Source organism: Thioclava sp. ES.031 (assembly GCF_002563775.1).
In the GTDB taxonomy this organism is placed as follows: domain Bacteria; phylum Pseudomonadota; class Alphaproteobacteria; order Rhodobacterales; family Rhodobacteraceae; genus Thioclava.
The window spans coordinates 1,144,124-1,170,137 of the sequence record NZ_PDJO01000001.1 but is presented as its reverse complement, the minus strand read 5'-3'; the positions used below and the strand labels follow the sequence as shown (position 1 = coordinate 1,170,137).

Annotated in this window: 23 protein-coding genes; 11 read left to right on the top strand and 12 right to left on the bottom strand. The window is 66.0% G+C overall.

Annotated features, from left to right (window positions below; genetic code table 11):
* The first annotated feature begins 13 nt into the window (after positions 1–13).
* Both AXZ77_RS05725 and AXZ77_RS05720 read left to right on the top strand, forming a co-directional pair.
* Positions 14–901 (top strand): DMT family transporter, encoded by an 888-nt coding sequence (locus AXZ77_RS05725; protein WP_176535971.1) that lies wholly within the window; start codon positions 14–16, stop codon positions 899–901.
* 11 nt (positions 902–912) lie between these two features.
* The gene (locus AXZ77_RS05720) at positions 913–1,788 is read left to right on the top strand and encodes a lysophospholipid acyltransferase family protein (RefSeq protein ID WP_098410395.1); all 876 of its coding nucleotides are present in this window, start codon (positions 913–915) and stop codon (positions 1,786–1,788) included.
* A 49-nt stretch (positions 1,789–1,837) separates the two neighbouring features.
* Here AXZ77_RS05720 and AXZ77_RS05715 read toward each other — a convergent pair whose 3' ends face one another.
* From AXZ77_RS05715 to AXZ77_RS05695, 5 genes are all read right to left on the bottom strand, one after another.
* Positions 1,838–3,439 carry an APC family permease gene (locus tag AXZ77_RS05715; protein ID WP_098410394.1) on the bottom strand — a complete coding sequence of 534 codons (1,602 nt, stop codon included), beginning with the start codon at positions 3,437–3,439 and terminating at the stop codon, positions 1,838–1,840.
* Positions 3,440–3,558: 119 nt separating this feature from the next.
* Positions 3,559–4,974, bottom strand: a complete 1,416-nt coding sequence (locus AXZ77_RS05710; protein ID WP_098410393.1) for an aldehyde dehydrogenase family protein — start codon at positions 4,972–4,974, stop codon at positions 3,559–3,561.
* A gap of 61 nt (positions 4,975–5,035) precedes the next feature.
* Positions 5,036–5,821, bottom strand: a complete 786-nt coding sequence (locus tag AXZ77_RS05705; protein WP_078519617.1) for a metal ABC transporter permease — start codon at positions 5,819–5,821, stop codon at positions 5,036–5,038.
* Positions 5,814–6,614, bottom strand: a complete 801-nt coding sequence (locus tag AXZ77_RS05700) for a metal ABC transporter ATP-binding protein (RefSeq protein ID WP_098410392.1) — start codon at positions 6,612–6,614, stop codon at positions 5,814–5,816. Before AXZ77_RS05700 ends, AXZ77_RS05705 begins: the two co-directional genes overlap by 8 nt.
* Positions 6,611–7,120 (bottom strand): Fur family transcriptional regulator, encoded by a 510-nt coding sequence (locus tag AXZ77_RS05695; protein WP_098410391.1) that lies wholly within the window; start codon positions 7,118–7,120, stop codon positions 6,611–6,613. Before AXZ77_RS05695 ends, AXZ77_RS05700 begins: the two co-directional genes overlap by 4 nt.
* A gap of 91 nt (positions 7,121–7,211) precedes the next feature.
* On the opposite strand from AXZ77_RS05695, the gene AXZ77_RS05690 reads away from it, so the two are divergent.
* From AXZ77_RS05690 to AXZ77_RS05680, 3 genes are read left to right on the top strand one after another with little or no spacing between them, the layout of a single operon-like run.
* Positions 7,212–8,168, top strand: coding sequence for a zinc ABC transporter substrate-binding protein (locus AXZ77_RS05690; RefSeq protein WP_098410390.1), 957 nt, complete (start codon positions 7,212–7,214; stop codon positions 8,166–8,168).
* Positions 8,169–8,200: 32 nt separating this feature from the next.
* Positions 8,201–8,965, top strand: a complete 765-nt coding sequence (locus AXZ77_RS05685; RefSeq protein ID WP_098410389.1) for a 2-dehydro-3-deoxygalactonokinase — start codon at positions 8,201–8,203, stop codon at positions 8,963–8,965.
* 35 nt (positions 8,966–9,000) lie between these two features.
* The gene (locus AXZ77_RS05680) at positions 9,001–9,531 is read left to right on the top strand and encodes a GbsR/MarR family transcriptional regulator (RefSeq protein WP_098410388.1); all 531 of its coding nucleotides are present in this window, start codon (positions 9,001–9,003) and stop codon (positions 9,529–9,531) included.
* A 34-nt stretch (positions 9,532–9,565) separates the two neighbouring features.
* On the opposite strand, the gene AXZ77_RS05675 is transcribed toward AXZ77_RS05680, so the two are convergent.
* Both AXZ77_RS05675 and secG read right to left on the bottom strand, forming a co-directional pair.
* Positions 9,566–11,209, bottom strand: a complete 1,644-nt coding sequence (locus AXZ77_RS05675; protein ID WP_078519623.1) for a CTP synthase — start codon at positions 11,207–11,209, stop codon at positions 9,566–9,568.
* A 183-nt stretch (positions 11,210–11,392) separates the two neighbouring features.
* Complete coding sequence (gene secG, locus AXZ77_RS05670) at positions 11,393–11,845, bottom strand: preprotein translocase subunit SecG (protein WP_098410387.1); 453 nt, start codon at positions 11,843–11,845, stop codon at positions 11,393–11,395.
* A gap of 291 nt (positions 11,846–12,136) precedes the next feature.
* Here secG and AXZ77_RS05665 point away from each other — a divergent pair, with 291 nt between their 5' ends.
* From AXZ77_RS05665 to AXZ77_RS05655, 3 genes are read left to right on the top strand one after another with little or no spacing between them, the layout of a single operon-like run.
* On the top strand, positions 12,137–13,432 hold the full coding sequence (locus AXZ77_RS05665; protein WP_098410386.1) for an adenylosuccinate synthase: 1,296 nt from the start codon (positions 12,137–12,139) through the stop codon (positions 13,430–13,432).
* Positions 13,433–13,436: 4 nt separating this feature from the next.
* On the top strand, positions 13,437–13,676 hold the full coding sequence (locus tag AXZ77_RS05660; RefSeq protein WP_078539696.1) for a DUF2842 domain-containing protein: 240 nt from the start codon (positions 13,437–13,439) through the stop codon (positions 13,674–13,676).
* Between the two features lie 42 nt (positions 13,677–13,718).
* Positions 13,719–14,897 (top strand): amidohydrolase, encoded by a 1,179-nt coding sequence (locus AXZ77_RS05655; RefSeq protein WP_098410385.1) that lies wholly within the window; start codon positions 13,719–13,721, stop codon positions 14,895–14,897.
* A 54-nt stretch (positions 14,898–14,951) separates the two neighbouring features.
* On the opposite strand, the gene AXZ77_RS19520 is transcribed toward AXZ77_RS05655, so the two are convergent.
* Complete coding sequence (locus tag AXZ77_RS19520) at positions 14,952–17,876, bottom strand: hypothetical protein (protein ID WP_176535970.1); 2,925 nt, start codon at positions 17,874–17,876, stop codon at positions 14,952–14,954.
* Between the two features lie 141 nt (positions 17,877–18,017).
* Here AXZ77_RS19520 and AXZ77_RS05635 point away from each other — a divergent pair, with 141 nt between their 5' ends.
* A complete protein-coding gene (locus AXZ77_RS05635; RefSeq protein ID WP_098412448.1) occupies positions 18,018–18,671 on the top strand; it encodes a thiamine diphosphokinase in 654 nt (217 codons plus the stop codon).
* 4 nt (positions 18,672–18,675) lie between these two features.
* Here AXZ77_RS05635 and AXZ77_RS05630 read toward each other — a convergent pair whose 3' ends face one another.
* On the bottom strand, positions 18,676–19,626 hold the full coding sequence (locus AXZ77_RS05630; protein WP_098410382.1) for a LysR family transcriptional regulator: 951 nt from the start codon (positions 19,624–19,626) through the stop codon (positions 18,676–18,678).
* A 166-nt stretch (positions 19,627–19,792) separates the two neighbouring features.
* On the opposite strand from AXZ77_RS05630, the gene AXZ77_RS05625 reads away from it, so the two are divergent.
* Together AXZ77_RS05625 and AXZ77_RS19295 are read left to right on the top strand one after the other, a co-directional pair.
* A complete protein-coding gene (locus AXZ77_RS05625) occupies positions 19,793–21,151 on the top strand; it encodes an aminotransferase (protein WP_098410381.1) in 1,359 nt (452 codons plus the stop codon).
* Positions 21,152–21,287: 136 nt separating this feature from the next.
* On the top strand, positions 21,288–21,659 hold the full coding sequence (locus AXZ77_RS19295; RefSeq protein ID WP_141536230.1) for a hypothetical protein: 372 nt from the start codon (positions 21,288–21,290) through the stop codon (positions 21,657–21,659).
* A 192-nt stretch (positions 21,660–21,851) separates the two neighbouring features.
* On the opposite strand, the gene AXZ77_RS05620 is transcribed toward AXZ77_RS19295, so the two are convergent.
* The 3 genes from AXZ77_RS05620 to AXZ77_RS05610 form a co-directional block, all read right to left on the bottom strand.
* Entirely contained in the window at positions 21,852–22,451 is a 600-nt protein-coding gene (locus tag AXZ77_RS05620; protein WP_141536229.1) for a hypothetical protein, read from the bottom strand.
* 240 nt (positions 22,452–22,691) lie between these two features.
* On the bottom strand, positions 22,692–24,074 hold the full coding sequence (locus AXZ77_RS05615) for a DEAD/DEAH box helicase (RefSeq protein ID WP_098410379.1): 1,383 nt from the start codon (positions 24,072–24,074) through the stop codon (positions 22,692–22,694).
* Positions 24,075–24,591: 517 nt separating this feature from the next.
* Positions 24,592–25,971, bottom strand: coding sequence for an L-serine ammonia-lyase (locus AXZ77_RS05610; RefSeq protein ID WP_098410378.1), 1,380 nt, complete (start codon positions 25,969–25,971; stop codon positions 24,592–24,594).
* Positions 25,972–26,014: the final 43 nt, after the last annotated feature.

Sequence of the window (26,014 nt, the reverse complement as noted above, 5' to 3'; positions counted from 1 at the left end):
GAGGGGGCCCGGCGTGGCCCCCTCTTCACATCCCGAGGGCGATCGTCCCGGGATGGGGATCGCGCTGATGCTTGGCGCGTTCTCGATGCTGACGCTGATGGACGCATTCGCGAAGCTTCTCGGGCAAGGCTATCACCCGCTCCTCATCGTCTGGGCGCGCTTCGCGGTGAATGCCGCCGTGCTCGCCTTCATCTATCGTGGCAGCCTCCCGCGCAGGCTCCGCAGCGCACAGCCGAAGTTCCAGCTGGGCCGGGCGCTGTTCCAGATGGGCGCGATCGTGTCGTTCTTCTACGCGCTGAAACATGTGCCGCTGGCCACTGCTACCGCGCTTGGCGACCTCAACCCGGTGATCGTGACGCTGGGCGCGGCGCTGTTTCTGGGCGAGCGGCTGGGCCCGCACCGCATCTTCGGCATTCTGGCGGCCTTCATGGGCGCGATGATCATCCTGCGTCCGGGTTTCGGCGGGCTGCATCCGGCGGCGTTTCTGGCGCTGCTGGCCGCGTTCAGCTTCGCAGGCGCGGTGCTGCTGACGCGCTACCTGCGCGGCGATAGCGCGGCCACCTCGCAGCTTTGGTCGGCCTTTACCGGGCTTGCGCTTTCGTCGCTCGCCCTGCCCTTCATCTGGCAGCCGATCGCGCTGTCGGACCTGTGGATTTTCCTCGGTCTCGGGCTTGCCGGCAGCATGTCTCAGTTCCTGCTGATCCGCGCCTTCGCACTGGCCGAAGCCTCGACGCTCGCGCCCTTCGGCTATTCGGGGCTGCTGTTCGCATCCTTCTGGGGATGGCTGATGTTCGGGCAGTTCCCCGACGGGTTCACGATGGCCGGGGCGCTTGTGATCGTGGGGGCAGGCCTCTATGTCTGGTCGCGCGAGCGCCGTGCCGCGCGCCAAGCCAGAGCCTGACACTCGACACGATGAAAAACCGCGAACCCACCCTGTCCGACCGTGTCTCGAACGCCCTCTTCGTGGCGGTGATGCGGCTGGTCCAGCGCCTGCCCTACGAGCGGCGCATTCCGGCGGCGGGGCGGATGGTCGCGCGGCTCGCCCCGATCCTCGGCTTCACCCGCAAAATCCGCGAGAACCTGCGTATCGCCTGCCCGGACCTGTCGGAAGACGAGATCAAACGGCTGCAGCGCGAGATGCCCGACAATCTGGGCCGGATGCTGGCGGAGATCTATTCGGGCGAGGAATTCGTTGCCCGCGTGCGCGATCTGCCGATCGAAGGCCCCGGGGCGGAGACCTTGGAAGCCGCCCATCGCGAGGGTCGCCCCGTCGTCCTCGCGGCAGGCCATTTCGGCAATTACGACGCGTGGCGCGCAGCGCTGGCCGGGCGCGGCTACCGGGTCGGCGCGATCTACCGCCCGATGAACAACCCGCTCTTCAACGAGCAATATGTCTCGACCATCTCGGCCATTGCCGAGCCGCTGTTCTCGCGCTCGCGCCGGGGTCTGGGCGACATGATGAAATTCCTGCGCGACGGTGGGATGGTGGCCTTCGGCTTCGACCAGCACTTCAAGAAGGGCGCGGAGCTGAGCTTCTTCGGCCTGCCCGCCTTCACGCCGCTGTCGGCGGCGGAAATGGCGCTGAAGATGAAAGCCGATCTGGTGCCGATCTACGCGATCCGGCAGCCTGACGGGCTCAACTTCAAGATCTATGCCGACAAGCCCGTCCCGCACAGCACCCCCGAGGCGATGACGCAGACGCTCAATGACGGGCTGGAGGAGATGATCCTCAAGCACATGGAGCAATGGCTCTGGATCCATCGCCGCTGGAAGGTGAAGCGAGTATAGGAAAGGCGCGCGAGTTTCCCCGCGCGCCCTTTTGTCATTTCGCAAAGGCTCAGTTGCCGCGCTGGATACGCTCCATCAGCGCACCGGTCTCCTCGGCGGGCAGCGCCGCGCGCAGCGCGAACCAGATCACCACCAGCGACCACACCGAGACGAGGCCCATGCCGTTCCAGAAGTTCAGCACATTGAGCGCGTGATCCGAGGTACCGAGTGCGGTGATCACCCAGAGCCCGCCGAACCACAGCGCCAGCCAGCCGATATGGCGCCAGCCGAACTCGGAGGCGGATTTCTTCTGCACGACGTGGAAGACGACCGCATAGACCGCGAACCCCCCGAGCAGCATCCCGAACAGGATCGAGTCGGTGTAGAAACCCGTCCAGTAGATGACGAGGTTCGACGCGATGAAGGCCAGCGGCGCAAGGAACTCCGCCCCTTTCAGGCGGAAAGCGCGCTCGGCATCGGGTTGGCTGCGGCGCAACACCATCAGGACGATCGGACCGAGGCCATAGGTCAGAACCGTGATCGAGCTGATATAGCCCACCAGAAGTTGCCATGCCGGGAAGGGCAGCAGGAAGAACACGCCCACGGCCCACATCACCGCGACCGCCAGCCACGGCACGCCGTGACGGGTCGTATGGGTCAGCGCGCTCGGCCCGCTCTCGGTGTCGCCCACCGCATAGAGGATACGCGAGCCGCCGGTGACGTAGATCAGCCCCGTCCCGCCGGGAGAGACATAAGCGTCGACGTAAAGGAGCAGCGCCAGCCATCCCATGCCCAGCGTCGCCGCGAGACCGGCGAAGGGACCAGCGGAGCCTTTGAAGCTCAACGACGACCAGCCATTCGCCAGATCGCCCTGCGAGAGCGCCATGATGAAGGCAACCTGCAGCAGAACGTAGACGATCGCGGCCAAGATGACCGACCCGATGACCGCCATCGGGATATTGCGGCCCGGATTGGCGCTCTCGCCGCCCAGGTCGATCGCAGTGCGGAAGCCAAGGAAGGAGAACACGATCCCCGCGGCGGGAATGGCGGTGAACATGCCCTGCGCCTTGTAGGTGCCCGGTGCCGCATGCCAGACGCCCCAATGGGACGAGGCCGCGATCAGGCCGACCACGGTGATCAGCGGCACGGCGATCTTCCACCATGTCACGGTGTTGTTCACCTTCAACAGCGCCTTGATCGCCAGCAGGTTCAGCAGCGCCAACACGCTCAGGAGCAGCGCGGACGTGATGAAGCCCACCAGCGTCAGCGTGCCCGACCCGTCCCCGCGCAGGAAATACGGCAGGTAGTTATTGGCATAGGTGACGATGCCCTCGGCCTCGACCGCAGGCACCGGCGCATAGCTGAGAAACAGCATCCACCCCCAGAGCCGGCCCAGCGTCGCGCCGTGGCTCGCATGGCTCATATGGACGAGCGCGCCGGATTTGGAGAACATCGTGGAGAGCTCGGCGAAGCACAGCGCGATCAGCATGATGATCGCCGCCCCGACGACCCAGGACCAGACCGAGAGCGGCCCTGCGATTTTCGAGGCGTGATAGGCCCCGAAGAGCCAGCCCGAGCCGATCATGGAGGTGGTGGACGCAAAGAGCAGCCCGATGACCCCGGCGTCGCGCCGCAGTTTGCCTCCTCCGGCCATCGTTTCTGTTGATGCCATTGGTTAATCCCCTGTTTCTTATTAATCACAAGGGCTCAACTAGGGCGCGATCTCGCCAATCGGAGCGATTACACAGGCTTGTGGCGGAACGCGATCACGCGTGAAACCTGCAGCCGGAATTAGCGCAGGAATTTCTGGGCGAGTTTCGCCATGCGCCCGCTGCGATAGGGCGGCATCAGCATCGAAAGCGGCGCGAACCGGTTCTCGAGCACGGGCTTGAGATGGGTAAAGGCCTCGAAGCCCCAATGGCCATGCGCCGCCCCGACACCCGAATTCCCGATCCCACCGAAGGGCAGGTTCTGGTGCAGGTAATGGACCAGCGCGACATTGACGCCCACCGCGCCCGAACTGGTCGCGCGGCGCAGCCGGTCGATCAACCCGCGGTCGCGCTCGAAGATGTAAAGGGCGAGCGGCTTCGGCCCGGCCTCGATCCGCGCCACCACATCGGCCGCATCGTCGAAGGGAATGACCGGAAGAACGGGGCCGAAAATCTCCTCCTGCTCGACGCGCATCGACGGGTCGGTGCCCATCAGAACGGTCGGCGCGATATAGCGGCTCTCGGCCTCGCTGGTGGCACCGGTCAGCGCCTTTGCGCCAGCGGATTGTGCGCTCTCGATCATGCCCATGAGACGCGCGAAATGATCCGGGTTGATGATCCGCGCGAGGTCGCGCGACGCCGCCTGCGCCTCTTCCGTCTTACCATACATCCGCGCGATCGCGGCTTTCAGCTCGGCGAGGAACGGGGCCTCGATCTGCTTGGCGACATAGACGTGATCGGGGGCGATGCAGGTCTGACCTGCATTCGCGAACTTGCCCCAGGCGATCATCCGTGCGGTCTTTTTCAGATCCGCACCGGGGCCGACGATGACCGGGGATTTGCCCCCCAGCTCCAGCGTCACCGAAGTCAGATGCTTCGCCCCCGCCGCCATCACGATCTTGCCCACCCGCGGCGAGCCGGTGAAGAAGATATGATCGAAGGGCTGGTCTAGCAGTTCCTGACTGACCTCGACCCCGCCCTGCACCACGCGCACGAGATCGGCGGGCAGCGCCTCCTCCACGATCTGCGCGATCACGGCGGCGCTGGCCGGGGCCAGCTCAGACGGTTTGATAATCGCGGCACAGCCCGCCGCGATGGCCGAGACCAGCGGCCCGAGCGACAGCGCCAGCGGGTAATTCCACGGCGCGATGATCAGCGCAGTGCCCTTCGGCTCTGGCACGATGCGCGCGCGGGTGCCCAGCATCGCGCGGGTCGGGCGGACCCGGCGCACCCGCGTCCACGTCTTCAGATTGCGCAGCGCGTGGGAGATTTCCGCCTGAACGGGAAGGATCTCTGTCAGGCGGATCTCGGCCTCGGGCTTGGCGAAATCCTCCGCCAGCGCCGCGAGGATCTCCGCCTCGCAATCGTGGATCGCCCGCGAGAGCGCCTGCAGCGCCGCGCGCCGCTGCGCGGGATCGAAAGCCATGCGGCGCTGCGGATTGCCTGCGGCAAGGTCGATGAACGCCTGCGCCGGGGTCTTGAAACTGCGGTGATCCATCGGGGCTCCTTTGCCGCCCATCTCACCGCGCGGGAGGGGAAATGGCAAGCGGCAGCGCGGCTTAGCGCGCGCGACGCAGCGGCAAGGACAGCACGAAAAGCACGGTCGAGGCCGCCACGATCGACGGACCGGCGGGGGTGTCGAACTGCAACGAGCCCCAAAGCCCCAGCAGCACCGAGGCGATCCCCACCCCGGTCGCGCCCGCCGCCATCGCCTCGGGCCCGCGCGCGAATTGCCGCGCCGTGGCCGCCGGGATGATCAGCAGTGCCGCGATCAGCAGCGCGCCGACGATCTTGATCGCCACGGCCACGGTCAGCGCCAGCGCGATGGTCAGCGCCATCTGCTCGCGCCGCGGGTCGAGCCCCGAGGACATCGCCAGCTCGTCATTGATCGTTGCGGTCAGCAGCCCCTGCCAGCGCCATGCCAGCAGCGCCACGACCACCGCCGAGCCGCCCCAGACCACGGCCAGATCGCTGCGCGACACGGCGAGGATATCGCCGAACAACCATGCCGACAGATCGACCCGCAGCCCCGATTGCAGCGATGCCGCGACGAGGCCGAAAGCCAGCGCGGAATGGGCGAGCACCCCCAAGAGCGTGTCCATCGCATGGCCGCGCCCCGAGAGCCGCGCAACGGTGAGCGCCATCGCCAGCGCCACGCCAAGCGTGCCCAGATAGACCGAGATACCGAAGGCGAAGCTCAGCGCCACGCCGAGGATCGCCGCATGGGCGGTTGCATCGCCGAAATAGGCCATCCGCCGCCACACCACGAAAGAGCCCAAAGGCCCAGTCGCGAAGGTCAGGCCGATCCCGGCCAGCGCCGCGCGGAAAAGAAAATCGTCAAACATGCGCCTGCCCGTGGGTCTGAGTGTCGTCCTGCGCCGCATCATGGGCGTGATCGTGATCGTGGCTGCAGGTCGCGTGATCCGCATGTTCGCCATGATCGTGGCTATGCTGATAGAGCGCGAAGGCCCCTTGTGTGCCCATCCCGAACAGCGCGCGATATTCCGGCGCCTCCGAGACGACTTTCGGCGTGCCCTGACAGCAGACATGGCCGTTGAGGCAGATCACCCGATCCGAGGCCGACATCACGACGTGCAGATCGTGACTGACCATCAGCACCGCGCAGCCGGTTTCCTGACGGACTTCTTCGATCAGCTTGTAGAACCCTGCCGTGCCTGGCTGGTCGAGCCCCTGCGTCGGCTCGTCGAGGATCAGGATCTGCGGCTCCGACAGCAAGGCGCGCGCCAGAAGCACCCGTTGGAACTGCCCACCCGAGAGCCGCGAAATCTGCCGCCCGCCCAGATGCGGGACGCCGGTGCGTTCCAGAGCGGCCTCGGCGCGCGCGTTCGAAACGCGCTTGGGCAGCGACAGGAAGCGGCGCACCGTCAGCGGCAGGCTCACATCGACATGCAGCTTTTGCGGGACATAGCCGATCCGCAGCCCAGCCTGACGGTTCACCTTGCCGCGCGCGGCACGCTCCAGCCCGATCAGGGCGCGGATCAGCGTCGATTTACCCGAGCCGTTCGGCCCGACGACGGTGACGATCTCGCCCGAGGAAATCGTGAAGTCGACGCCGTGAAGCACCTCGACCTCGCCATGACGCACGCTCAGGCCCTGCGCCGTGATCAATTCGCTCATTGCGCCTCCTCTGCAGCGCAGTTTGGGCAGAGCCCCAGCGCCTCGACGGTCGCCCGCTCGACATGGAAATTCAACCGCTCGGCCGCGCCCTGCAGGGCGCGGCGCACCTCTTCGGCCCCCTCTTCGGGCCCGGCCTCGGCGACCTCGCCACAGTTGCGGCAGATCAGGAAGAACGGCGCATGTTCCTCGCCCGGGCTCATACAGGCGGCGAAGGCATTCAGGCGACGCACGCGATGCGCAAGGCCGTGCTCGACAAGGAACTCCAGCGCGCGGTAGGCCACGGGCGGCTGCTTGCCGAACCCATCCTCTGCGAGCCGATCGAGCACCTCATAGGCGCCCATAGCCCGATGTTCTTCCAGCAGAATTTCCAGCGCGCGCTTGCGCACCGGGGTCAGACGCGCGCCCCTCTCGGCGGCGACAGCCTCGGCGCGCGCCAGCGTGGTGCCGGCGCATCGGCTGTGGTCATGCGGCGTGAAAGCCTTGGCGGAAGAGGTCGAAGATCCCACGAGAGCGTTACCTTATCACATTTCTTCTTGACGAGTGATTTTATAACATACATCTTCCGCTCCTCAGATCAAGTTGGACAGGAGACATCCGATGCGCCCCACCCTTCCCGTTCTCGTGAGCGCCCTTGTCGCGCTGCCCGCACTCGCCCAAGCCGAGGTGCCCAGCGTCGTCACCGATGTGCCGCCGGTGCAGTCGCTCGTCGCGCAGGTGATGGGCGATCTGGGCCAGCCCGAAGTGCTGCTCGGTCAGAATTCGGACGCGCATCACTATCAGCTGAAGCCGAGCCAAGCGCGCGATCTGCAAGATGCCGATCTCGTCTTCTGGGTCGGCCCGCGCCTGACGCCGTGGCTCGAACGCGCCATCGAAGGCGTCGGCGTGAAGGGGCAATCGGTCGAATTGCTTCACGCGCCCGGAACGACGCTGCGCAGCTTCTCTGCGCAAGACCCGCATGATCACAGCGCCGATCTCGACGAGGACGAGGGTCACGCCGAGGCGGGGCACGACGACCACGCCGAGGTCGATCAGATGACCGATCCCCATGCGTGGCTCGACCCCGACAATGCGAAGCTCTGGCTCGGCCTGATCGCCGAAGACTTCGCCAAGGCCGATCCCGAACATGCCGACACCTACGCGGCCAATGCCAAAGCGGCGCAGACGCGGATCGAGACGCTCGACGCCAAGCTCAAGGCTGAATTCGCCCCCGTCGCGGACAAGCCCTTCCTCGTCTATCACGCGGCCTATGGCTATCTGGCCGATCACTACGGGCTGACCATCATGGGCGCGCTCTCGCCCAGCGATGCCTCGACCCCCGGCGCGGCGCATCTGGTGAGCCTGCGCGACGAGGCCTCGGCAAAGAATGCCGTCTGCGCCTTCCCGGAAGCGAACCACGACCCGAAGATGGTCGAAATCCTCGTCGATGGGACGCCGGTGACGCTCGGCAAGTCGCTCGACCCTTCGGGCACCGCGCTGACCTATGGCCCCGGTCTCTATGAGGACCTGATGCAAGGAATGGCGGACACGATCACCGCCTGCCTGTCGCAGGGTTGATCCCGCAAGACCTCCGTGCGATCTGATGCGCCATGGCTGATTGGATCGCACTCACGGAAGAATTCGGGCGCTGGCGCGCCGCACATGTCTCGGACGGGGCGGTGAGCGACCGCAAATCCGGCCCCGCCGCCCGCCCGCTCTTGCCCGACGGGGCCGCTGCGATCGTGGCGGCCTCCACTGCAGGCCCCGCCCCGCGCGCCCTGCCCTGCACGCCGCGCGCTGAGGGCGCGCTGCCGCTGACCGAGATCGGCGGACAAAGCTATCCGGCCCTGCCCGGCCTGATCCAAGACAGCGACGGCACCGAGATCACCGCCCCCGAGGCGGCCCGGATCGCCGGCATCCTCGCAGGCCTCCCGCAATTCGATGGCGTGATCTGGATCTGCGGCGCAAGCGCGATCTGGGCGCATATCTCGGCGGGTGAAGTCGTCAGCGCGATGCGCGCAGGCTCCGCCGCGATGCTGGCCGCGCTTGGCGCGCCGCTCGAGGCGGGCGACGGGTTCGACGCAGCCCTCGCCGATACCCTTTCGCGCCCCGAACGCCTCGCCCGCGAATTGGCCCCGCTCAGCCTCGGACGCCCCACCCCGCGCGCCGCCGGTGCCGTCCTCGGCGCGGAACTCGCCGCGGCGAAACCGTGGTGGCTCGGGCAAACCGTGCTGGCTCTGTCCTCCGCCTCCGCCCCCGGCTGGTCGGAAATTTGCGCCCGCGGCTTGCAAGCGCAGGGCGCGCAGGTCACTTTGGGCGACGGGGAGGCCGCGCTGATCGCGGGGCTGTCCGCGGCGCGCCGACCCAGCGCGTAACCGAGCGGCGAAAATAGGCGGCAGAGGATGGATGCATGAGTGAAACCGAACTGCCCGAAGCCTTCGCCGAACTCGCCCCCCGTTTCGGATTTTCCCGCCCCGCGGGCCGCTGCCTCGGCGCGATCTGGCGCGCGGCGCAAGCGCCCTCGGCCGACGATCTGGTAGCGCAGCTTGGCCTGTCGCGCTCGAATGTCTCGACCGCGTTGAAGGAATTGCGCGATGCGGGTCTCGTGCAGGCCGCACGCTCGCCGGGCTCGCGCAAGGATTTCTTCGTCGCCCCGACCGAGCCGTGGGAGTTGGCGCGGCTGATGCTGGCCGAGCGTGAACGCCGCGTCATCGGCCCCGCGCGCGACCACCTGTCCGCCCTGGAAGCCCGCAGCGCCGATCCGCGCGCGGCGGCCTTGTGCGAGCTGCTCGACGCGGCCTCGGGCTACATCCAGACGCTGATCCGCCTCGACCCGGCCGAGCTTGCCCGCCAGATCGACCCAGCCCGCGGCGGCGGCAAAGCCGAAAAACACGCGCCTAAGCCATCGAAGAAGAAAAAGAAAAAAGCCGCGCAAAGCTGAGCGCGGCTTTTTCGATTTCGAGCTTGAGACCGGTTTACACCAACCGGCTCTGATCCCGCGCGGCTTTGATGAAGCCCGCAAACAGCGGATGCGGCGCGAAGGGCTTCGATTTCAGCTCGGGGTGGAACTGCACTCCGATGAACCACGGATGGTCCTTGTGCTCGACGATCTCGGGCAGGCGGCCATCGGGCGACATGCCGGAGAAGGTCATGCCGCATTTCTCCAACGGCTCGCGATACTTGATGTCGACTTCGTAGCGGTGGCGGTGACGCTCTTCGATATCGGTCGAGCCGTAGACCTCGGCGACCTTCGAGCCCTCTTTCAGCGCGGCGGAATAGGCGCCCAGACGCATCGTGCCGCCCTTGTCGTCGGTCACCTTGCGCTCGACCCGGTGGTTGCCCTGCACCCATTCCTTGAGGTGATAGACGACCGGGGTGAAGCGCTTCTTGCCCGCCTCGTGGTCGAACTCCTCAGAGCCCGCATCGCTGACGCCCGCGAGGTTCCGCGCGGCCTCGATGACGGCCATCTGCATACCCAGACAGATGCCCAGATAGGGCACACCCTTTTCGCGCGCGAATTGGGCCGCCCGGATCTTGCCTTCCGTGCCGCGTTCACCGAAGCCGCCGGGCACGAGGATCGCGTGGTAATTTTCCAGATAGGGCGCGGGGTCTTCGTTCTCGAAAATCTCCGCGTCGATCCATTCCGCCTTCACGCGGACCCGGTTCGCCATCCCGCCATGGGTCAGCGCCTCGGCGATCGACTTGTAGGCATCCTCCAGCTGGACATATTTGCCCACGATCGCCACGCGCACCTCGCCCTCGGCATGGTCGAGACGATCCATCACGTCTTCCCAGCGGCTCAGTTCCGGCTTCGGCGCGGGCGAGATGCCGAACGCGTCCAGCACCGCCTGATCGAGACCCATGCGGTGATAGGCCAGCGGCGCCTCGTAGATCGACTTCAGGTCATAGGCCGGGATCACCGCCTCGGGGCGCACGTTACAGAACAGCGCGATCTTGCCGCGCTCTTTTTCCGGAATCGGCTGCTCCGAGCGGCAGACCAGCACGTCGGGCTGCAGGCCGATCGAGCGCAGTTCCTTCACCGAGTGCTGCGTCGGCTTGGTCTTCAACTCGCCCGACGCCGCCAGATAGGGCAGCAACGTGAGGTGCATGAAGATACATTGGCCGCGCGGACGGTCCTGGCTGAACTGGCGGATCGCTTCGAAGAAGGGCAGGCCCTCGATATCGCCGACCGTGCCGCCGATCTCGCAGAGCATGAAATCGACCTCGTCATCGCCGACATCGAGGAAGTCCTTGATCTCGTTGGTGACGTGCGGGATCACCTGGATCGTTTTGCCCAGATATTCGCCACGGCGCTCCTTCTCGAGCACATTGGTGTAGATCCGCCCCGAAGAGATCGAGTCGGTCTTGCGCGCCGAAACACCTGTGAAGCGTTCGTAATGGCCAAGGTCGAGATCGGTCTCGGCCCCGTCATCGGTGACGAAGACCTCGCCATGCTCGAACGGGCTCATCGTGCCCGGATCGACGTTGAGATACGGGTCGAGCTTGCGCAGCCGAACCGAAAAGCCGCGTGCTTGCAGCAATGCCCCCAGGGCGGCGGATGCCAAACCCTTGCCGAGCGACGAGACAACGCCGCCGGTAATGAAGACATAACGTGCCATAAAGACCCCCGTGATCTGCGAAATTCGAATGGTTTCCCTGCCCCAAAGAGGGTCAGGATCACGGGATTTAATGCTTACACGATTCGCGGCCTGCCCGCAACCAGACCGCAAGCTATTGAGTTTGGATTGGACGCACCCGCAACTTTTTGTGGGTGCGAACCGATTGTCGGCTGAAGTGACGGCTTAGTTGGCGGCGGGCGGCGTAACCGGACCGCTTTGCGTATCCGTCGTGGTTTCGCCCGCGTTCCCGCCGGTCGAGGAATCCGACCCGCTTGCCGGCGGCGGCATCACCACATCGAGCGACGGCGTCGAGCCGGTCGTGTCAGTGGCCGGCGCGGTCTCTGCCGGAGCGCTTTGCTCGGGCGCGGCGCTATCGAGCACCGAGCTGCTGCCCGCTTTCTGCGCGGCCAGAACCGTCAGCGTCACCGAGGTCGCGAAGAAGCCAGCGGCCAGAACCCAGGTCACGCGAGTCAGCGCATTGGCCGCCTGCCGACCGGTCATCAGCCCGCCGACACCGCCGCCGGAGCTGTTGGACGACCCCATGCCGAGGCCACCCCCTTCGGAGCGTTGCAGCAGCACCACGCCAATCAGCAGCAGTGCGAGGATCAGATGGATCGAGAGAACGACGTTTTCCATGAACGGGTCGGGCCTTCTTTCTTGCGACGCGCCTATCTAGGCGGATGAGACTGAGGGTGCAAGGCCGCAGAGGTGGATTTTCGGCTTTCGCGGGGTCAAATCGGCACAGCCGCGCTGCCTGCCTGCGCCCTCCCCTTCGTTTTGGCCCAAATATCCCCGCCGGAGGCGCCTGCCCCCTCGCGCGCGCGTCACGCGTGGATAGAGCGAAGCACCTCTCGCAAATGCGGGCTTTCGCACCGCGCGCTCAGCCGCTATACCTCGCGCGGTTTTACACCTGCCAAGGAGAGAGCAATGGCCAATGTCGTCGTCGTCGGCGCCCAATGGGGTGACGAGGGGAAAGGCAAGATCGTGGACTGGCTCAGCGAGCGCGCGGATGTGATCGCGCGGTTTCAGGGCGGTCATAACGCGGGCCATACGCTCGTGATCGACGGCAAGGTCTACAAGCTCAACGCGCTGCCTTCGGGCGTGGTGCGGGGCGGCAAGCTCTCGGTGATCGGCAATGGCGTCGTGCTCGACCCGTTCCACCTGCTCGCAGAGATCGAGAAGATCCGCGATCAGGGCGTGGAGATCACCCCCGAGACGCTGATGATCGCAGAAAACACCCCGCTGATCCTGCCGATTCACGGCGAGCTCGACCGCGCCCGCGAAGAAGCGGCCTCGAAAGGCACCAAGATCGGCACCACCGGTCGCGGCATCGGCCCGGCCTATGAAGACAAGGTGGGCCGCCGTTCGGTCCGCGTGGCAGACCTCGCGGACGACGCGACGCTGGAAGCCCGCGTCGACCGCGCGCTGCAGCACCACGATCCGCTGCGCAAGGGTCTCGGCATCGAGGCGATCGACCGCGACGCGCTGATCGCAAAGCTCAAGGACGTCGCGCCCGAGATCCTGAAATACGCAGCCCCGGTCTGGAAAGTGCTCAACGAGAAGCGCAAGCAGGGCAAGCGCATCCTCTTCGAAGGCGCGCAGGGCTCGCTGCTGGACATCGATTTCGGCACTTACCCCTTCGTGACCTCGTCGAACGTGGTCGCGGGTCAGGCCGCCGCCGGCACCGGCATGGGTCCGGGTGCGATCGATTTCGTCCTCGGTATCGTCAAAGCCTACACCACCCGCGTCGGCGAAGGCCCCTTCCCGACCGAGCTGGACGACGAAGACGGCAACCGCCTCGGCACGCGCGGCCATGAATTCGGCACCGTCACGGGCCGCAAGCGCCGCTGCGGCTGGTTCGACGCGGCACTGGTGCGCCAGACCTGCGCGATCTCGGGCGTGAACGGCATCGCGCTGACCAAGCTCGACGTGCTCGACGGGTTCGAGACGATCAAGATCTGCACCGGCTATGAGCTCGACGGCGAGACGCTCGACTATCTGCCGACCGCCGCGGAAGAGCAGAAGCGCTGCATCCCGGTCTATGAAGAGATCGAGGGCTGGGCCGAATCGACCGAAGGCGCGCGCAGCTGGGCCGATCTTCCGGCGGCAGCGATCAAATATGTTCGCCGGATCGAGGAGCTGATCGACTGCCCGGTCGCGATGCTCTCGACCTCGCCTGAGCGCGACGACACGATCCTCGTGACCGACCCCTTCGCGGATTGATCCGATGGCGCTGAGCTACAAGGCCCGTCGCCGCCTCTCGCTGCTGGCCCTCGTCGTGGGGCTGCCCGCCTATATCGTCGTCGCGGTGACGGTGGTGAACTGGGCGGGCGCGCGCTGGGGGCGGCTGCCGATCTGGGCCGAGTTCGGCGTCTATGTCGTGCTTGGCCTGCTGTGGATCGCGCCGCTCAAGCCGATCTTCAAAGGCGTCGGCAAGGACGATCCCGACGATCCGTCGCAGCCGTGACACCCTCTGGCGGGCGCGCCGAAAAACGGGCAAATTAGCCCGATGACCAGCGCGCCCTCCTCCCTCCCGCCCGACAGTCTGACCAATTCCGACATCGCGGAATTTACCGCGTGGCGGCACCGTCTGCATCAGGACCCCGAGCTTTCCGGCGAGGAACGCGACACCGCCGCGCGGGTGGTCGCGATGTTGCTGCCAACCGCGCCGGACCGGACGCTGACCGAGCTTGGCGGCCACGGGGTCGCCGCGATCTACGAGGGTGCGGAGCCCGGTCCGACGGTTCTCCTGCGCTGCGAATTGGACGCGCTGCCGATCCACGAGACCGGCACGCCGCCTTACCGCTCGAACTTTCCCGGCAAGGGGCACTTATGCGGCCATGACGGTCACATGGCGATTCTCGCAGGGGTGGCGCGCTGGCTGTCGCGCAATCGTCCCGCGCGTGGCCGCGCGATCTTGCTGTTCCAACCCGCCGAAGAGACCGGCGCGGGGGCTGCGGCCGTGATCGCCGATCCGCGTTTTGCCGAGATCGCGCCCGATCTGTCCTTCGCGCTGCACAATATGCCCGGCGTGCCCTTCGGGGCGGCAGCGCTGCAGGACGGGGTGATGAATTGCGCTTCGCGCGGCATGAAAATCACGCTCACCGGGTGGACTGCTCATGCCTCGCTGCCCGAAAGCGGTCGCTCCCCCGCTCCGGCACTGGCCCGACTGCTGAGCGATCTGACGGCGCTCGGCAACGAGTTGCACCAGAGCGATCCCGATTTCGCGCGCGTGACGATCACCCATGCGCGGCTCGGCGAGCCCGCTTTCGGCGTCGCGCCCGGCGCGGCGGAGCTTTGGGCGACCCTGCGCACCCAGCGCGATGCGGGGATGGCGGGGCTCGTGGAGAAAGCCGAGGCGATGGTGCGCGAGGCCGCCGATGCGCTCGGTCTGGAGCGCGAGATCACCTATCACGACGTCTTTCGCCATTGCGAAAACGCTCCTGAAGCGAACGCCATCCTGCGCGCGGCGCTGCGGGCCGAGGGGATCGAGACCACCGAGACCGATCTACCGATGCGCGCCTCCGAGGATTTCGGGCGTTTCGCCGATCACGGCCCTGCCGCGATGGCGCTTCTGGGCGCGGGTGACCGCCCCGCCCTGCACAATCCTGATTACGATTTCCCCGACGCGCTGATCGGCCCTGGCGCGCGCGTGCTGATCCAGTGCCTGCGCGCACGGTTATACTGATCCAATGAGAAAGGGCGGCCCCCCAGGACCGCCCCTTCTGATCTGTCGCCGGGGTTACTGCCCCGAGGCCATCTTCGCCTCGTCCCAGTAGCGCGAGGCTTCGGTAATCGCGTATTGGCCGCGCTTCACCTTGGTGATCTTGCCCTGGCGCAGCAGGCGACCGAAGACGCGCATCCGCTCTTCGCGCGGCACGTCAGCCGCATCGTCCATGACCGACAGCTTGCGCATGATCTGCGGCGGCGAGAAATGCGGGCGCCCTTCCACGGCCGAAGTATAGGCGGCGGCGGCTTCCAGCAGATCGGAGAGGCCCTGCGTGCCGAGGCTTTCCGCGAATTCGGCGAAGCTGGTCGCCTGCTCGGGGTTCATCGGCGTGGCTTCGGATTCGTCGCCTTGGGCAACGGCGAACTGACCTGCCGAGACACGGCGCGGACGGATCGCGGCAGCGGGCTGCGCGGCGGGCTGCTCGACCTCCTCGACATCAGAGGCTTCCTCCGCATCGACGCGCTGTTCGGAAACCAGCACCAGCGGCGCGGGGCGCAACGGATCGGGACGGCGCGATGCCGTCTCGCCCGAGCTGACCGGGCGGCGCGGGCGCACGGCCTGGGTCAGATCGGCACGGTAAGGCTCGGACCCGTCCTCATCCTCGACGCCCCCTTTCGCGGTGTCCTGGCCCTTGGCCAGACGATCCGCGACGGTGGCGGCGACGGCGGCCTTGAGATGCGCGATCGCGGAGAAGCGGCGACGGGTTTCAACGACTTCGGCCTGTTTGTCGGCCTCGGCCAGAAGGCGATCCACCTCGGCTTCGCGGTCGGTCCCCTCCGCGGAGAGCGACGCGGCCTCGCGCGCGGCAACCTCGGTCGGGGCCTCCGCCTCTTCCGTGTCTTCCGCATCGGCGGTCTCGACGGTTTCGGCCTCTGCTTCCGCGTCCTCGGCTTCGGTCTCTTCTGCGACCTCGGCTTCAAATTCGGGTGCGAAGACGTCGGCGGAGATATCCTCCACCTCGGCCTCAGCTTCGGCCACGGTGTCGTCTTCCGACGCTTCGGCTTCGGTCTCTTCGGCGATGATCGCGTTGCCCAGAACCAGCACGTTTTGCGCGTCGAGCGATGCGGCTTTGGTGGCCGCTTCGGGCTCTTCCGCCTCGGGCGCGGCGGCCTCGTCTTGCGTCAGAACCAGCGGCGCGTCGACCGACTCGTCTTCCAGATCGGACAGGTCGATATCGGGCAGCGCCAGATCTTCGTAAACATCTTCCTGCGCAACCGCCTCTTCCGGGGCTTCGTCAGCAGTCTCGATCTCGGCGCCGGTGAAGAGGTTCTCCATCTGCAGCGCGGCGAGTTCGCGCATGAGATCGGCTTCGGCCTCGGGCGAGAGGCGACCCGGCCCACGGCTGTCGCGGTCACCTTCGTCCTGCGCCTGAGGCTGTTCTTCCTGCGACGCGACCGCAGCGGGGCTTGCCTCCTGCGACGAGACGTTCAACTCGGCAGCCAGACGTGCGGCGAGGTCGTCATCCTCGGCCTCTGCCTCCAGCTCGGCCTCGGCTTCGACGTCTTGCTCGGCTTCGGCAGCCACTTCAGGCGCCTGTTGCGCGGCGTCTTCCTCGACCTGTTCGGCGACCGGGATCGACTGATCCTCTGCGCTGTCTGCCGTGACCGCGTCGCCGGTCTGCGCCGGAAGCTCTTCCGAAGCGTCCGCAGCAACCTCCGCAGCGGCGGCTTCGATCGTTCCGCGGCGGCGCACCTTGATCACACGCGCGCGCATTCGCGGCGCGGCGGGCGCGTCGGCCTCAACGGTGGTGTCAGCCGAGGTCTCCTCGGTTTGGCCCTCGGCCTGCTCGACCGTTTCCTCTTCGGTCGCACCGAGTTCTTCGGCTGCGGCCTTGAGCGCTGCGATGCGCTTGGCACGCTTCGCCGAACGGCGCGCGCGGCGACTTGCCTGACGGCGCTGCATGTGATCGTCGGTCGGGCCAAACGCGACTTCGGCTTCGGCTTCGGCTTCGGCTTCGGCTTCGGCTTCGGCTTCGGCTTCGGCTTCGGCTTCGGCTTCGGATTGGTCGGCAACCTCCTCTTCCGAGGCAACGGTTTCGGCTGCTGCGATGTCTTCGGCTTCAGCCTCATCCGCTTCGGCGACGGGCTCTTCCTCGGTGACGACGTCTTCGTCTTCGCGAGCAACTTCCGCCGCTTCTTCGTTTTCTTCCGCAATCTGTTCGAGTGCGGCGTCTACCGCTTCTTCTTCTGCCACCTCCGCCTCGGGCATTTCGGCCTCGGGCTGCGTGGGTTCGGAGGCTTCGGGTTCGATTTCCTCGGCGCTTAGCGGGCCGGAAATGTCGAGGTCATAGCCGAAATCTTCCGCTTCGCTCGAGGCTTGCGTCTCGAAGCGGCCCAGAAGCGCCTCGGGGGCGGAGACCGGTTCGTCTTCTTCGGAGAAGCTGTCGGCCTGAACCTCGCGGGCGCGGGCTACGGCTTCGCGGATGCGCTGCAGCTTGGCGGCGACGGTTTCCGGCTGCGCGAAGCCTGCTTCGGGTTCGGTGGGCTGGGATTGAATCTCGGGCGCGGGCTGCTCTGCGACCGGCTCGGGCGCGGCTGCCGGCTCGGGCGTCTCGTCGACCTCCGGCTGCGCGGGCGCTTCGGCGGCAGGCGCGGCTTCTTGCGGCGCTTCCGACGTCACCAGCGGCTCTTCCTGAGCGGGCGCGGGCGCTTCGTCTGCTGCAGCCTCGCCACCCAGAAGTGTGTCTTGCTGGCGCAGAACAACGCCGTTTTCTTGAATTTTCGCTTCGACCCGGCGCTGAATTTCGCGCTCTGCGATACGGTGAAGCATCTCCGCATCAGGCTGGGGCGGCTCTGCACCGAAATACCGGTCGTCGGCAGCCAGATCGCGGAAATACTCCGCAATCGCCTTCATCGTGTTGAAAGGCTCATCAAATCCTTCCAAGGTGCACGAAAAGGTGCCGTAGGATACGGTCAGGATCTTGCTCGCACCAACCATGGACCACTCGCTTTCTATTGGACCTCAATGCGTCGACATTCCTGTCCAACTGGTTCTTTCGCGTGGACGAAAGAAGGCATTTGAAAGGTTTTTTACCGGTCTCGATTGTCTTTCTTTGCCACAATCGTCATCAATCAGCCCATGATTAGCAGTATTGTCCATTCGTCAACCGGGGTTTCGCTTCTCGGCGCCGGCGCAGTTAACCATGCGGATGTTGACGAAGCGTTGACAATCGCCCCCTGTCTCGTGGCCGCCGATGGCGGTGGAGATCGGGCCTTGTCGATGGGTCTCGAGCCCGAAGCGGTGATCGGCGATCTCGATTCCCTGTCGGATGCGGCGCGCGCCACACTTGGCCCGCGGGTGCATCCGGTGGCCGAGCAGGACAGCACCGATTTCGCGAAATGCCTGCAACGCATCAAGGCGCCGTTCATCCTGGCGCTCGGCTTTACCGGGATGCGGCTGGATCACACGCTGGCCGCGATGACCGACCTGATCCGCACGCCGCACCGGGTCGTGATGCTGGCCGAGGAAGAGGTGATCTTCCGCTGCCCGCCGTCCCTCTCGCTGGATGTGACGGAAGGCACGCGGGTCTCTTTGTTTCCATTCGGCGAGGTAAAAGCGCGATCGGAAGGGCTGCAATGGCCGCTGGACGGGATCGGCTTCACGCCCGCCGAACGGGTCGGCACGTCGAACCGGGCGACGGGGCCTGTACGGATCATGCTGGAGGGGCCCGCCCTGATGATGCTGCCGCGCGAGAACCTCTCCGCCGCGCTGGAAGGTCTGGGGATCGGCTGAGGCGCTAGCCTTCTTCAACCCGCAACGTCTCATCCAGCCACGGCGCTTCCGCCAGAGCCGGTTCGACCACGCGTTCTTGCAGCAGCGCCCGCAACCGGGCGGCCACTTTCGCGGGCCAATCCGCCATCATCCCGTCGCGCGCCGCCAGCACGATGCGCCTGGTCAGAGGCGGCCCCTCGAGCGGCGAGAGCGCCAGCCCCGCGCGCGGCGCATGACGCACCGCCGAGGGCGTCAGGATCGTCCAACCCCGCCCCGCCGCGACAAGCGCGAGGATCGCAGGATAGCTGTCGAGTTCCAGTTGATGCGGCGGCGCGTTGCCCGTTTGCGCGAGATGCGCGGCGATCTGGCGCCCCATCAGCGTGCGCTGGGAATAGTGGATCAGCGGCAGCGGCGCACCGCTTTTCGCAGGTGCATCGGTGGGATGAATGGCGAGGAATGGTTCGGTCAGAAGCGGGTGCAGCTCGATCCCGTCGAGCGCCGCGCCCTGCGGCTCGGCGGCGACGGCGACATCCAGACCCCGCGCTTCGAGCTTCGACAGCAGCCGGTGGCTCGGCCCGGTTTCCAGCTCGAACCGGCAGGTGCTGAGCTCGTCGGCCATGCCCGCCAGCAGAAGCGGCGTCACCTCGGCCTCGAAATCCTCGATCATGCCGAGCCGGAAACTCGTGAGCCCCGCCGGATCGGCTTGCCCCACCCCGGCGCGACCGCGGGCCAATTCGTCCAGCATCGCCTCGGCATGAGGCAAGAAGGCCCGCCCGGCAGCCGTCAAAGCGAAAGGCCGCGCCGAGCGGTCCACAAGCTCCGCGCCCAAAGCGCCCTCCAGACCCGCAAGCTGCTGGCTGACCGCCGAGGCCGAGACGCCCAGACGGCGCGCGGCGGCGGTGGTCGCGCCTTCTTCCGCCGTGGCCACGAAGACCTCGACCGCCCAAAGGCTGATGCGGGGATGGGCGGCGGGCATGGGAGGCTCCGTGATCGGGGAGGCGGTAAGGGTTGTGGCGCAGACTGCCCTGCCCCGCCCCGGCGCGCAAGCCATGCGACATCCTGGGACATCGCGGACCATTGACGCCGCCCGCGCCGCGGATAGCCTCGCTTTCATCCATCGCCCATCCCGGAGGAGTCGCGAGATGAAAGACCAAAGCTGGCAGGCCCGCGCCGATGCGCATAGCTTCTACGGTTTCACCGATCTGCCCACGATCCATGACCGCGGCGCGGTCGTCGTGACCCATGGCGAGGGCCCCTACATCTTCGACACCGAGGGGCGGAAATATCTCGATGCGAATTCGGGGCTCTGGAACATGGTCGCGGGGTTCGACCATCCCGGTCTGATCGAAGCGGCGCAGGCGCAATATGCGCGCTTCCCCGGCTATCACGCCTTCTTCGGGCGGATGTCGGATCAGACGGTGATGCTGTCCGAGAAGCTGATCGAAGTCTCGCCCTTCGCGGACGGCAAGGTGTTCTACACCAACTCCGGCTCCGAGGCGAATGACACGATGGTCAAGATGCTGTGGTTTCTGCATGGGGCCGAGGGCAAGCCGCAGAAGCGAAAGATCCTGACCCGTAAGAACGCCTATCACGGGGTCACCGCCGTTTCCGCTTCGATGACCGGCAAGCCCTATAATTCGGTCTTCGGCCTGCCGCTGCCGGGCTTCCTGCACCTCACCTGCCCGCATTTCTGGCGCGAGGGGCAGCCCGGCGAGACGGAAGAGCAATTCACCCAGCGCCTCGCCAATGAGCTGGAAGCGACGATCATCAAGGAAGGCGCGGACACGATAGCGGGCTTCTTCGCCGAGCCGGTGATGGGCGCGGGCGGGGTGATCACGCCGCCGAAGGGCTATTTCCAGGCCGTGTCGAAAATCCTGAAGAAATACGACATCCCGCTGATCTCGGACGAGGTGATCTGCGGCTTCGGACGCACCGGAAACACTTGGGGCTGCGAGACCTATGAGTTCCAGCCCGACGCGATCATCTCGTCGAAGAACCTCACCGCCGGCTTCTTCCCGATGGGCGCGGTGATCCTCGGCCCGGAATTGTCGGACCGCCTGCAGGCGGCCTCCGAGGCGATCGAGGAATTCCCCCATGGCTTCACCGCCTCGGGCCACCCGGTCGGCTGCGCGATTGCGCTGAAGGCCATCGACGTGGTGATGAACGAGGGGCTGGCCGAGAGTGTCCGCCGCCTGAGCCCGCGGCTCGAAGCGGGCCTCGCCCAGATCGCGCAGAACCCCAATATCGGCGAGCTGCGCGGCGTGGGCTACATGTGGGCGCTGGAAGCAGTGAAGGACCGCGAGACCAAGACGCCCTTCGACGGGTCGCTCTCGGTCTCGGAACGCATCGCCAATGCCTGCACCGATCAGGGGCTGATCTGCCGACCCTTGGGGCAATCGGTGGTGCTGTGTCCGCCGTTCATCCTGACGGAAGCGCAGATGGACGAGATGTTCGAGAAGCTGGAAACGGCGCTGAAGAAGGTGTTCGCCGAGGTCGGGTGAGCCTCCAAGCCGCGAGAACACCAGTTCTCCCGATGGGCGCCCCGGCACATAAGTAACCGCAAGTGACCACAAATATGCTATTTTTACCTTGTCCCCGAAGGGACGAGGTAAATTACGTTGGTCGGGGGGAACACGCATGAACCGTCTTCTCAAAGCACTGACCTGCGCAGCCTTGGTCGCCTTCGGTGCGCTCGCACCAGCCTATGCCGCCGATAGCATCGGCCACGTCGGGACGTGGAGTGTCTTCGAAGAGAGAAGCGGCTCCATGAAGACCTGCTGGACGGCGACGGCAAACGATCGGCGGGTTCTGCTGAACGGCTCGCTTCTCTATGTCGCGGTGACCAGGCATTCGGGGAGGCAACCGGAACTGTCCGTCTATGCCGACCGACGGCTGCCCCGCTCTGGCGGAATGACCATACGATCGGAAAGAGCACATTCCGCCTGCGCTCGACCGGACAATATGCCTGGCTTGACCAGCGCGATGACAAGCTTGCGATCAACGCCCTGAAACGCCTTGAAGCCACAGGCGGGAAAGCGAGTTTCAGCGTCTCAATTCCGAAAGTGGGCGTATTCGGCTTCTCCGCGAAAGGCTTCACTGCCACGCTGGACATGACACTGAAGCGGTGCAGATGATGGCTGCGGATATCCGAGCGCGGCGAATGCGCTGCGGCGGTGGGGTGACGCCCGAAAGGTGACGGCCTTATTCCGAGCGCGACGCCATGACGAGGAAAATCACGAAGAGCAGCACGAAAGAGACTGCCGTATAAAGCGACATGGCCTCGAGAAAATCGGTGCCTGCCTGACTTCCCTGTTGGAAATTGTGGATACCGAAGATCGCGAGGATGCTCACCAGCCCCGACATCGCCAAAGTCAGCGGCAATTCGCTGTGACCAAGCAGGGGATGCGCGAGCTCAAGAATGATCACGGCACCAAGCAGGATGCCGAAGATCGTGCTGATCGACATCCGATCACCGGGCGCGCGGTTCGACAGAAAATGATCGAGATCGGACAGCCCCGTTAATTCGAATGCGAGATTGCCGCTCGCAATCGTCGCGGCGCAGAGGGCGCAAATCCGGGCAAGGCGGCGGTTCGCGGTCTGCCCGAGCAGGATCAGGGCTGCCATAAACAGGAGACCGAGGCTCGCTGCGGTGCTGGGCATCATGGCTGCGCCGTCCATACCCCAACGCACAAGGGCCTGATTGTCAGTGGCCCAGCCGATTACATTCGCGCATAGGCCGACCAAGACCAAAACACCGAGCATCATGCTCAAGCGGTGTGTAACCTGCCGCGCGTTTGACATGGTCATACGTCTCCCCATTGACGCCACGGAATCTCCGTTCCGCTTATCGATACGACGGAGCGCCGAAACGGACCAATGAAAAGCGCGCGGAGCGAGGCGTTTTTCCAAATAACTTTGGCTTATGAGGCAAGCATCCGGCTCGGGGTAATTTCATCCGCGGAATACGTCGCTCAGCCGCCTTGATCGAAGAAGATTAGGCCAAAGAAAAAGGCCGCGTCCCTCGACGCGGCCTTTCCAAATTTACGCGCTCGCAGCGGCTGCATTGCGCCGGCGCGGGCGACGCCGCTTCGGCGTGGCGTTGCCGCCGGCATCGACCTTGGGCTTGGCCTCGCCGCGCGGTTTGGACTGAGCTTGGGCGCGAGCCTGACCTTGCGGCTGCCCCTGCCCCTGCGGTTTGCCCTGAGGCTTGCCGCCGCGACCTTTGTTGCCACCGCGCGGACCGCCGCGACCGCGGCCACGGGCTGCGCGGGCAGACGGGCGCACGGCCTCGGACGGGCGTTCGCCGCTCGCGGTCGGGATCTCGATCTTCATCAGCTTTTCGATCTGCAGGAAGTTATCCGCCTCATCGGGGGCGCAGAAGGCGATCGCCTCGCCCTCGCGACCGGCACGCGCGGTGCGCCCGATGCGGTGGACATAGGCGTCCGGCACGTCGGGCAAGTCGAAGTTCACGACATAGGACACGCCCGGAATGTCGATCCCGCGCGCGGCCACGTCGGTCGCGACCAGCACGTTGACCTTGCCATCGCGGAAGCCCTTGATTGCGCGGTCACGCTGGCCTTGGCTCTTGTTGCCGTGGATCGATTCCGCGTTGTAGCCGTCGGCGCGCAGGCTCTTCATCAGCTTTTCCGCGCCATGCTTGGTGCGGGCGAAGACGAGCGTCAGCGCACCCATATCGGCCGAGAGAATATCGCGCAGCTTGCGGGCCTTCTCGGCCTTGGAGTCGAGGAAGTGCACCGACTGGGTGATCTTGTCGGCGGCCTTGCCGGGGGGCGAGACCTGCACGCGCTTGGGATCGGTAAGGTAGGCCTGCGATATCTCCTCCATCTGCTTCGGCATCGTGGCCGAGAACAGCAGCGTCTGGCGCGGGGTGCCCAGACGCGGGGCGATCTTGCGCAGCGCGTGGATGAAGCCGAGGTCGAGCATTTGGTCGGCCTCGTCGAGCACCAGATGGCGGGTGTAGCGCAGGTCGACCGCGCCACGATCCATCAGGTCGATCAGACGGCCCGGGGTCGCGACGAGAATGTCGTTGCCGCGATGCATCTGGGTGATCTGGCGGTTGATCGACTGGCCGCCGACGACCGTCGCGACATTCATCTTGGTGCCCTGAACGAGCCCCGCGAGGTTATCGGAGATCTGGTTCACCAGCTCGCGGGTCGGCGCGAGGATCAGTGCCTTGCAGGTCTTGGGCGAGGGTTTGCCCGGCTGCGCCATCAGCTTGTCGATGAGCGGCAGGCCGAAGGCCAGCGTTTTGCCGGTGCCGGTCTGGGCGAGGCCCAGCACGTCATGGCCCGCAAGAACCAGCGGGATCGCCTTTTCCTGAATCGGGGTCGGCTGGGTGAATTTTGCGCGTGCGAGCGACTTGAGAATGGCCGGGGAGAGCCCCAGCGAAGAGAAATCGGACAATGCCTATCCTTTATGGCCGAGGCTCCCGACGCGGGGATGCGCACGGCGATCAGCCCGGACGGGATTGTCCGGAGCGCAGGTTGACGCAGACCTCGGGACAGGCGGGCGTTTCCCGCGTGGTCCGGTCTTGCGTGTCAGAACCCTGCGTGAATGGGAACTCGGGAGGTATCGCCGATGCGCCTCTCTCGGGCGCGGCTTGCTCACGCGGCAGCGCGGCGATGTGGGCTAAATGCGCGTGATCCGGGGAAAAGTCAAGGGGGCGCGCGTTTTGAGGGCGCGCATCGCGCCGCGAGGGCAGCGCCCGACTTCGGGTGGGCGCAATTGCACGAAAAGTGGTTTGCACTTTATCGAGCCACATCCGACTGACGCCCGTGCGCGCGATGACGATGCAAAAGCGCCCTCCCGGGGGGAATGAAGTGGGACCGTCGCGCCAGTGGCGCGGCGTAAGCCCGACGAATGGGCGCTGCCCGGGGCCGGTCGCCCCGGGCGGGGGGCATCTGCGCGCGGCGTCTCTTCCTCAGCAATTCGGCACGTTCACCGCCAAGCCGCCGAGGCTCGTCTCCTTGTAATGCTCGTGCATGTCGCGGCCCGTCTGGCGCATCGTCTCGATTGCCGCGTCCAGCGGCACGAAATGCGTGCCGTCCCCGCGCAGCGCCAGCGACGCCGCCGACACCGCCTTGATCGCGCCCAGACCGTTGCGCTCGATACAGGGCACCTGCACCAGCCCTTTCACCGGATCGCAGGTCATGCCGAGGTGATGCTCCAGTGCGATTTCGGCCGCGTTCTCGATCTGCTCAGGGCTCCCGCCCAGTACAGCGGCCAGTCCCGCCGCCGCCATCGCCGCTGCCGATCCGACCTCGGCCTGACAGCCGCATTCCGCCCCCGAGATCGAGGCGTTGGTCTTGATCAGCCCGCCAACCGCCGCCGCCGTCAGCAGAAAATCGGGGATCTTCGCGGAAGAGGCCGACTGCACATGATCCAGCCAATATCGGATCACCGAAGGCATGACGCCCGCCGCCCCGTTCGTGGGCGCGGTGACGACCTGCCCACCGGCGGCGTTTTCCTCGTTCACCGCCATTGCATAGGCCGAGATCCAGTCATTGATCTGATGCGGCGGCGCGAGGTTCTGGCCCCAATCCGCCTTCAGGCTCTCGTGGATCGCCTTGGCGCGGCGCTTCACGCGCAACCCGCCGGGCAACTCGCCCTCGCTGGTCAAACCGCGCTCCATGCAATCGCGCATCGTGATCCAGATTTTCTCGAGACCTTCGTCGATTTCCTTCGGGCCGCGGAAGCGCGCCTCGTTGCGCCGCTTCATCTGCGCGATGCTCTGCCCCGAGGCATGGGCCATCGCCAGCATCTCTTCGGCGGTCTTGAAGGGGAACGGCACCGGGCTCGGCGCGTCGCGGGCGGCATCGTCGACGGCGGCCAGTTCGGCCTCGGTGCGCACGAAACCGCCGCCGATCGAGTAATAGACCTCGTGCATCAACACGTCGCCCTGCGCGTCGCGCGCCTCGATCACCATGCCATTCGCATGGCCGGGCAGCGACGTGTCGTAGTCGAAGATCAGATCGGCCTCGGGGTCGAAGACCAAAGGCGGCAGCCCATCAGGCTTCAACAGATGGTCGCGCGCATTCGCGGCCAGCAATTTCTCGGCCAGATCGTTGTCGTAGCTCTCGGGCACCACGCCCGCGAGCCCGAGGATCGCCGCCCGATCCGTCGCATGCCCCTTGCCGGTAAAAGCGAGCGAGCCGTGCAGGCGCACCCGCACCCCATGCGCGGTGAAAGGCGAGGCCCGGAGCGCGTCGAGAAACCGCGCGCCCGCCACCATCGGCCCCATCGTATGCGACGAGGACGGCCCGACGCCGATCTTGAAGATATCGAAGACGCTCAGAAACATGCGACCTCCCTGCCCTGATTTTCGCCCAGACTGCCGTGTTCGC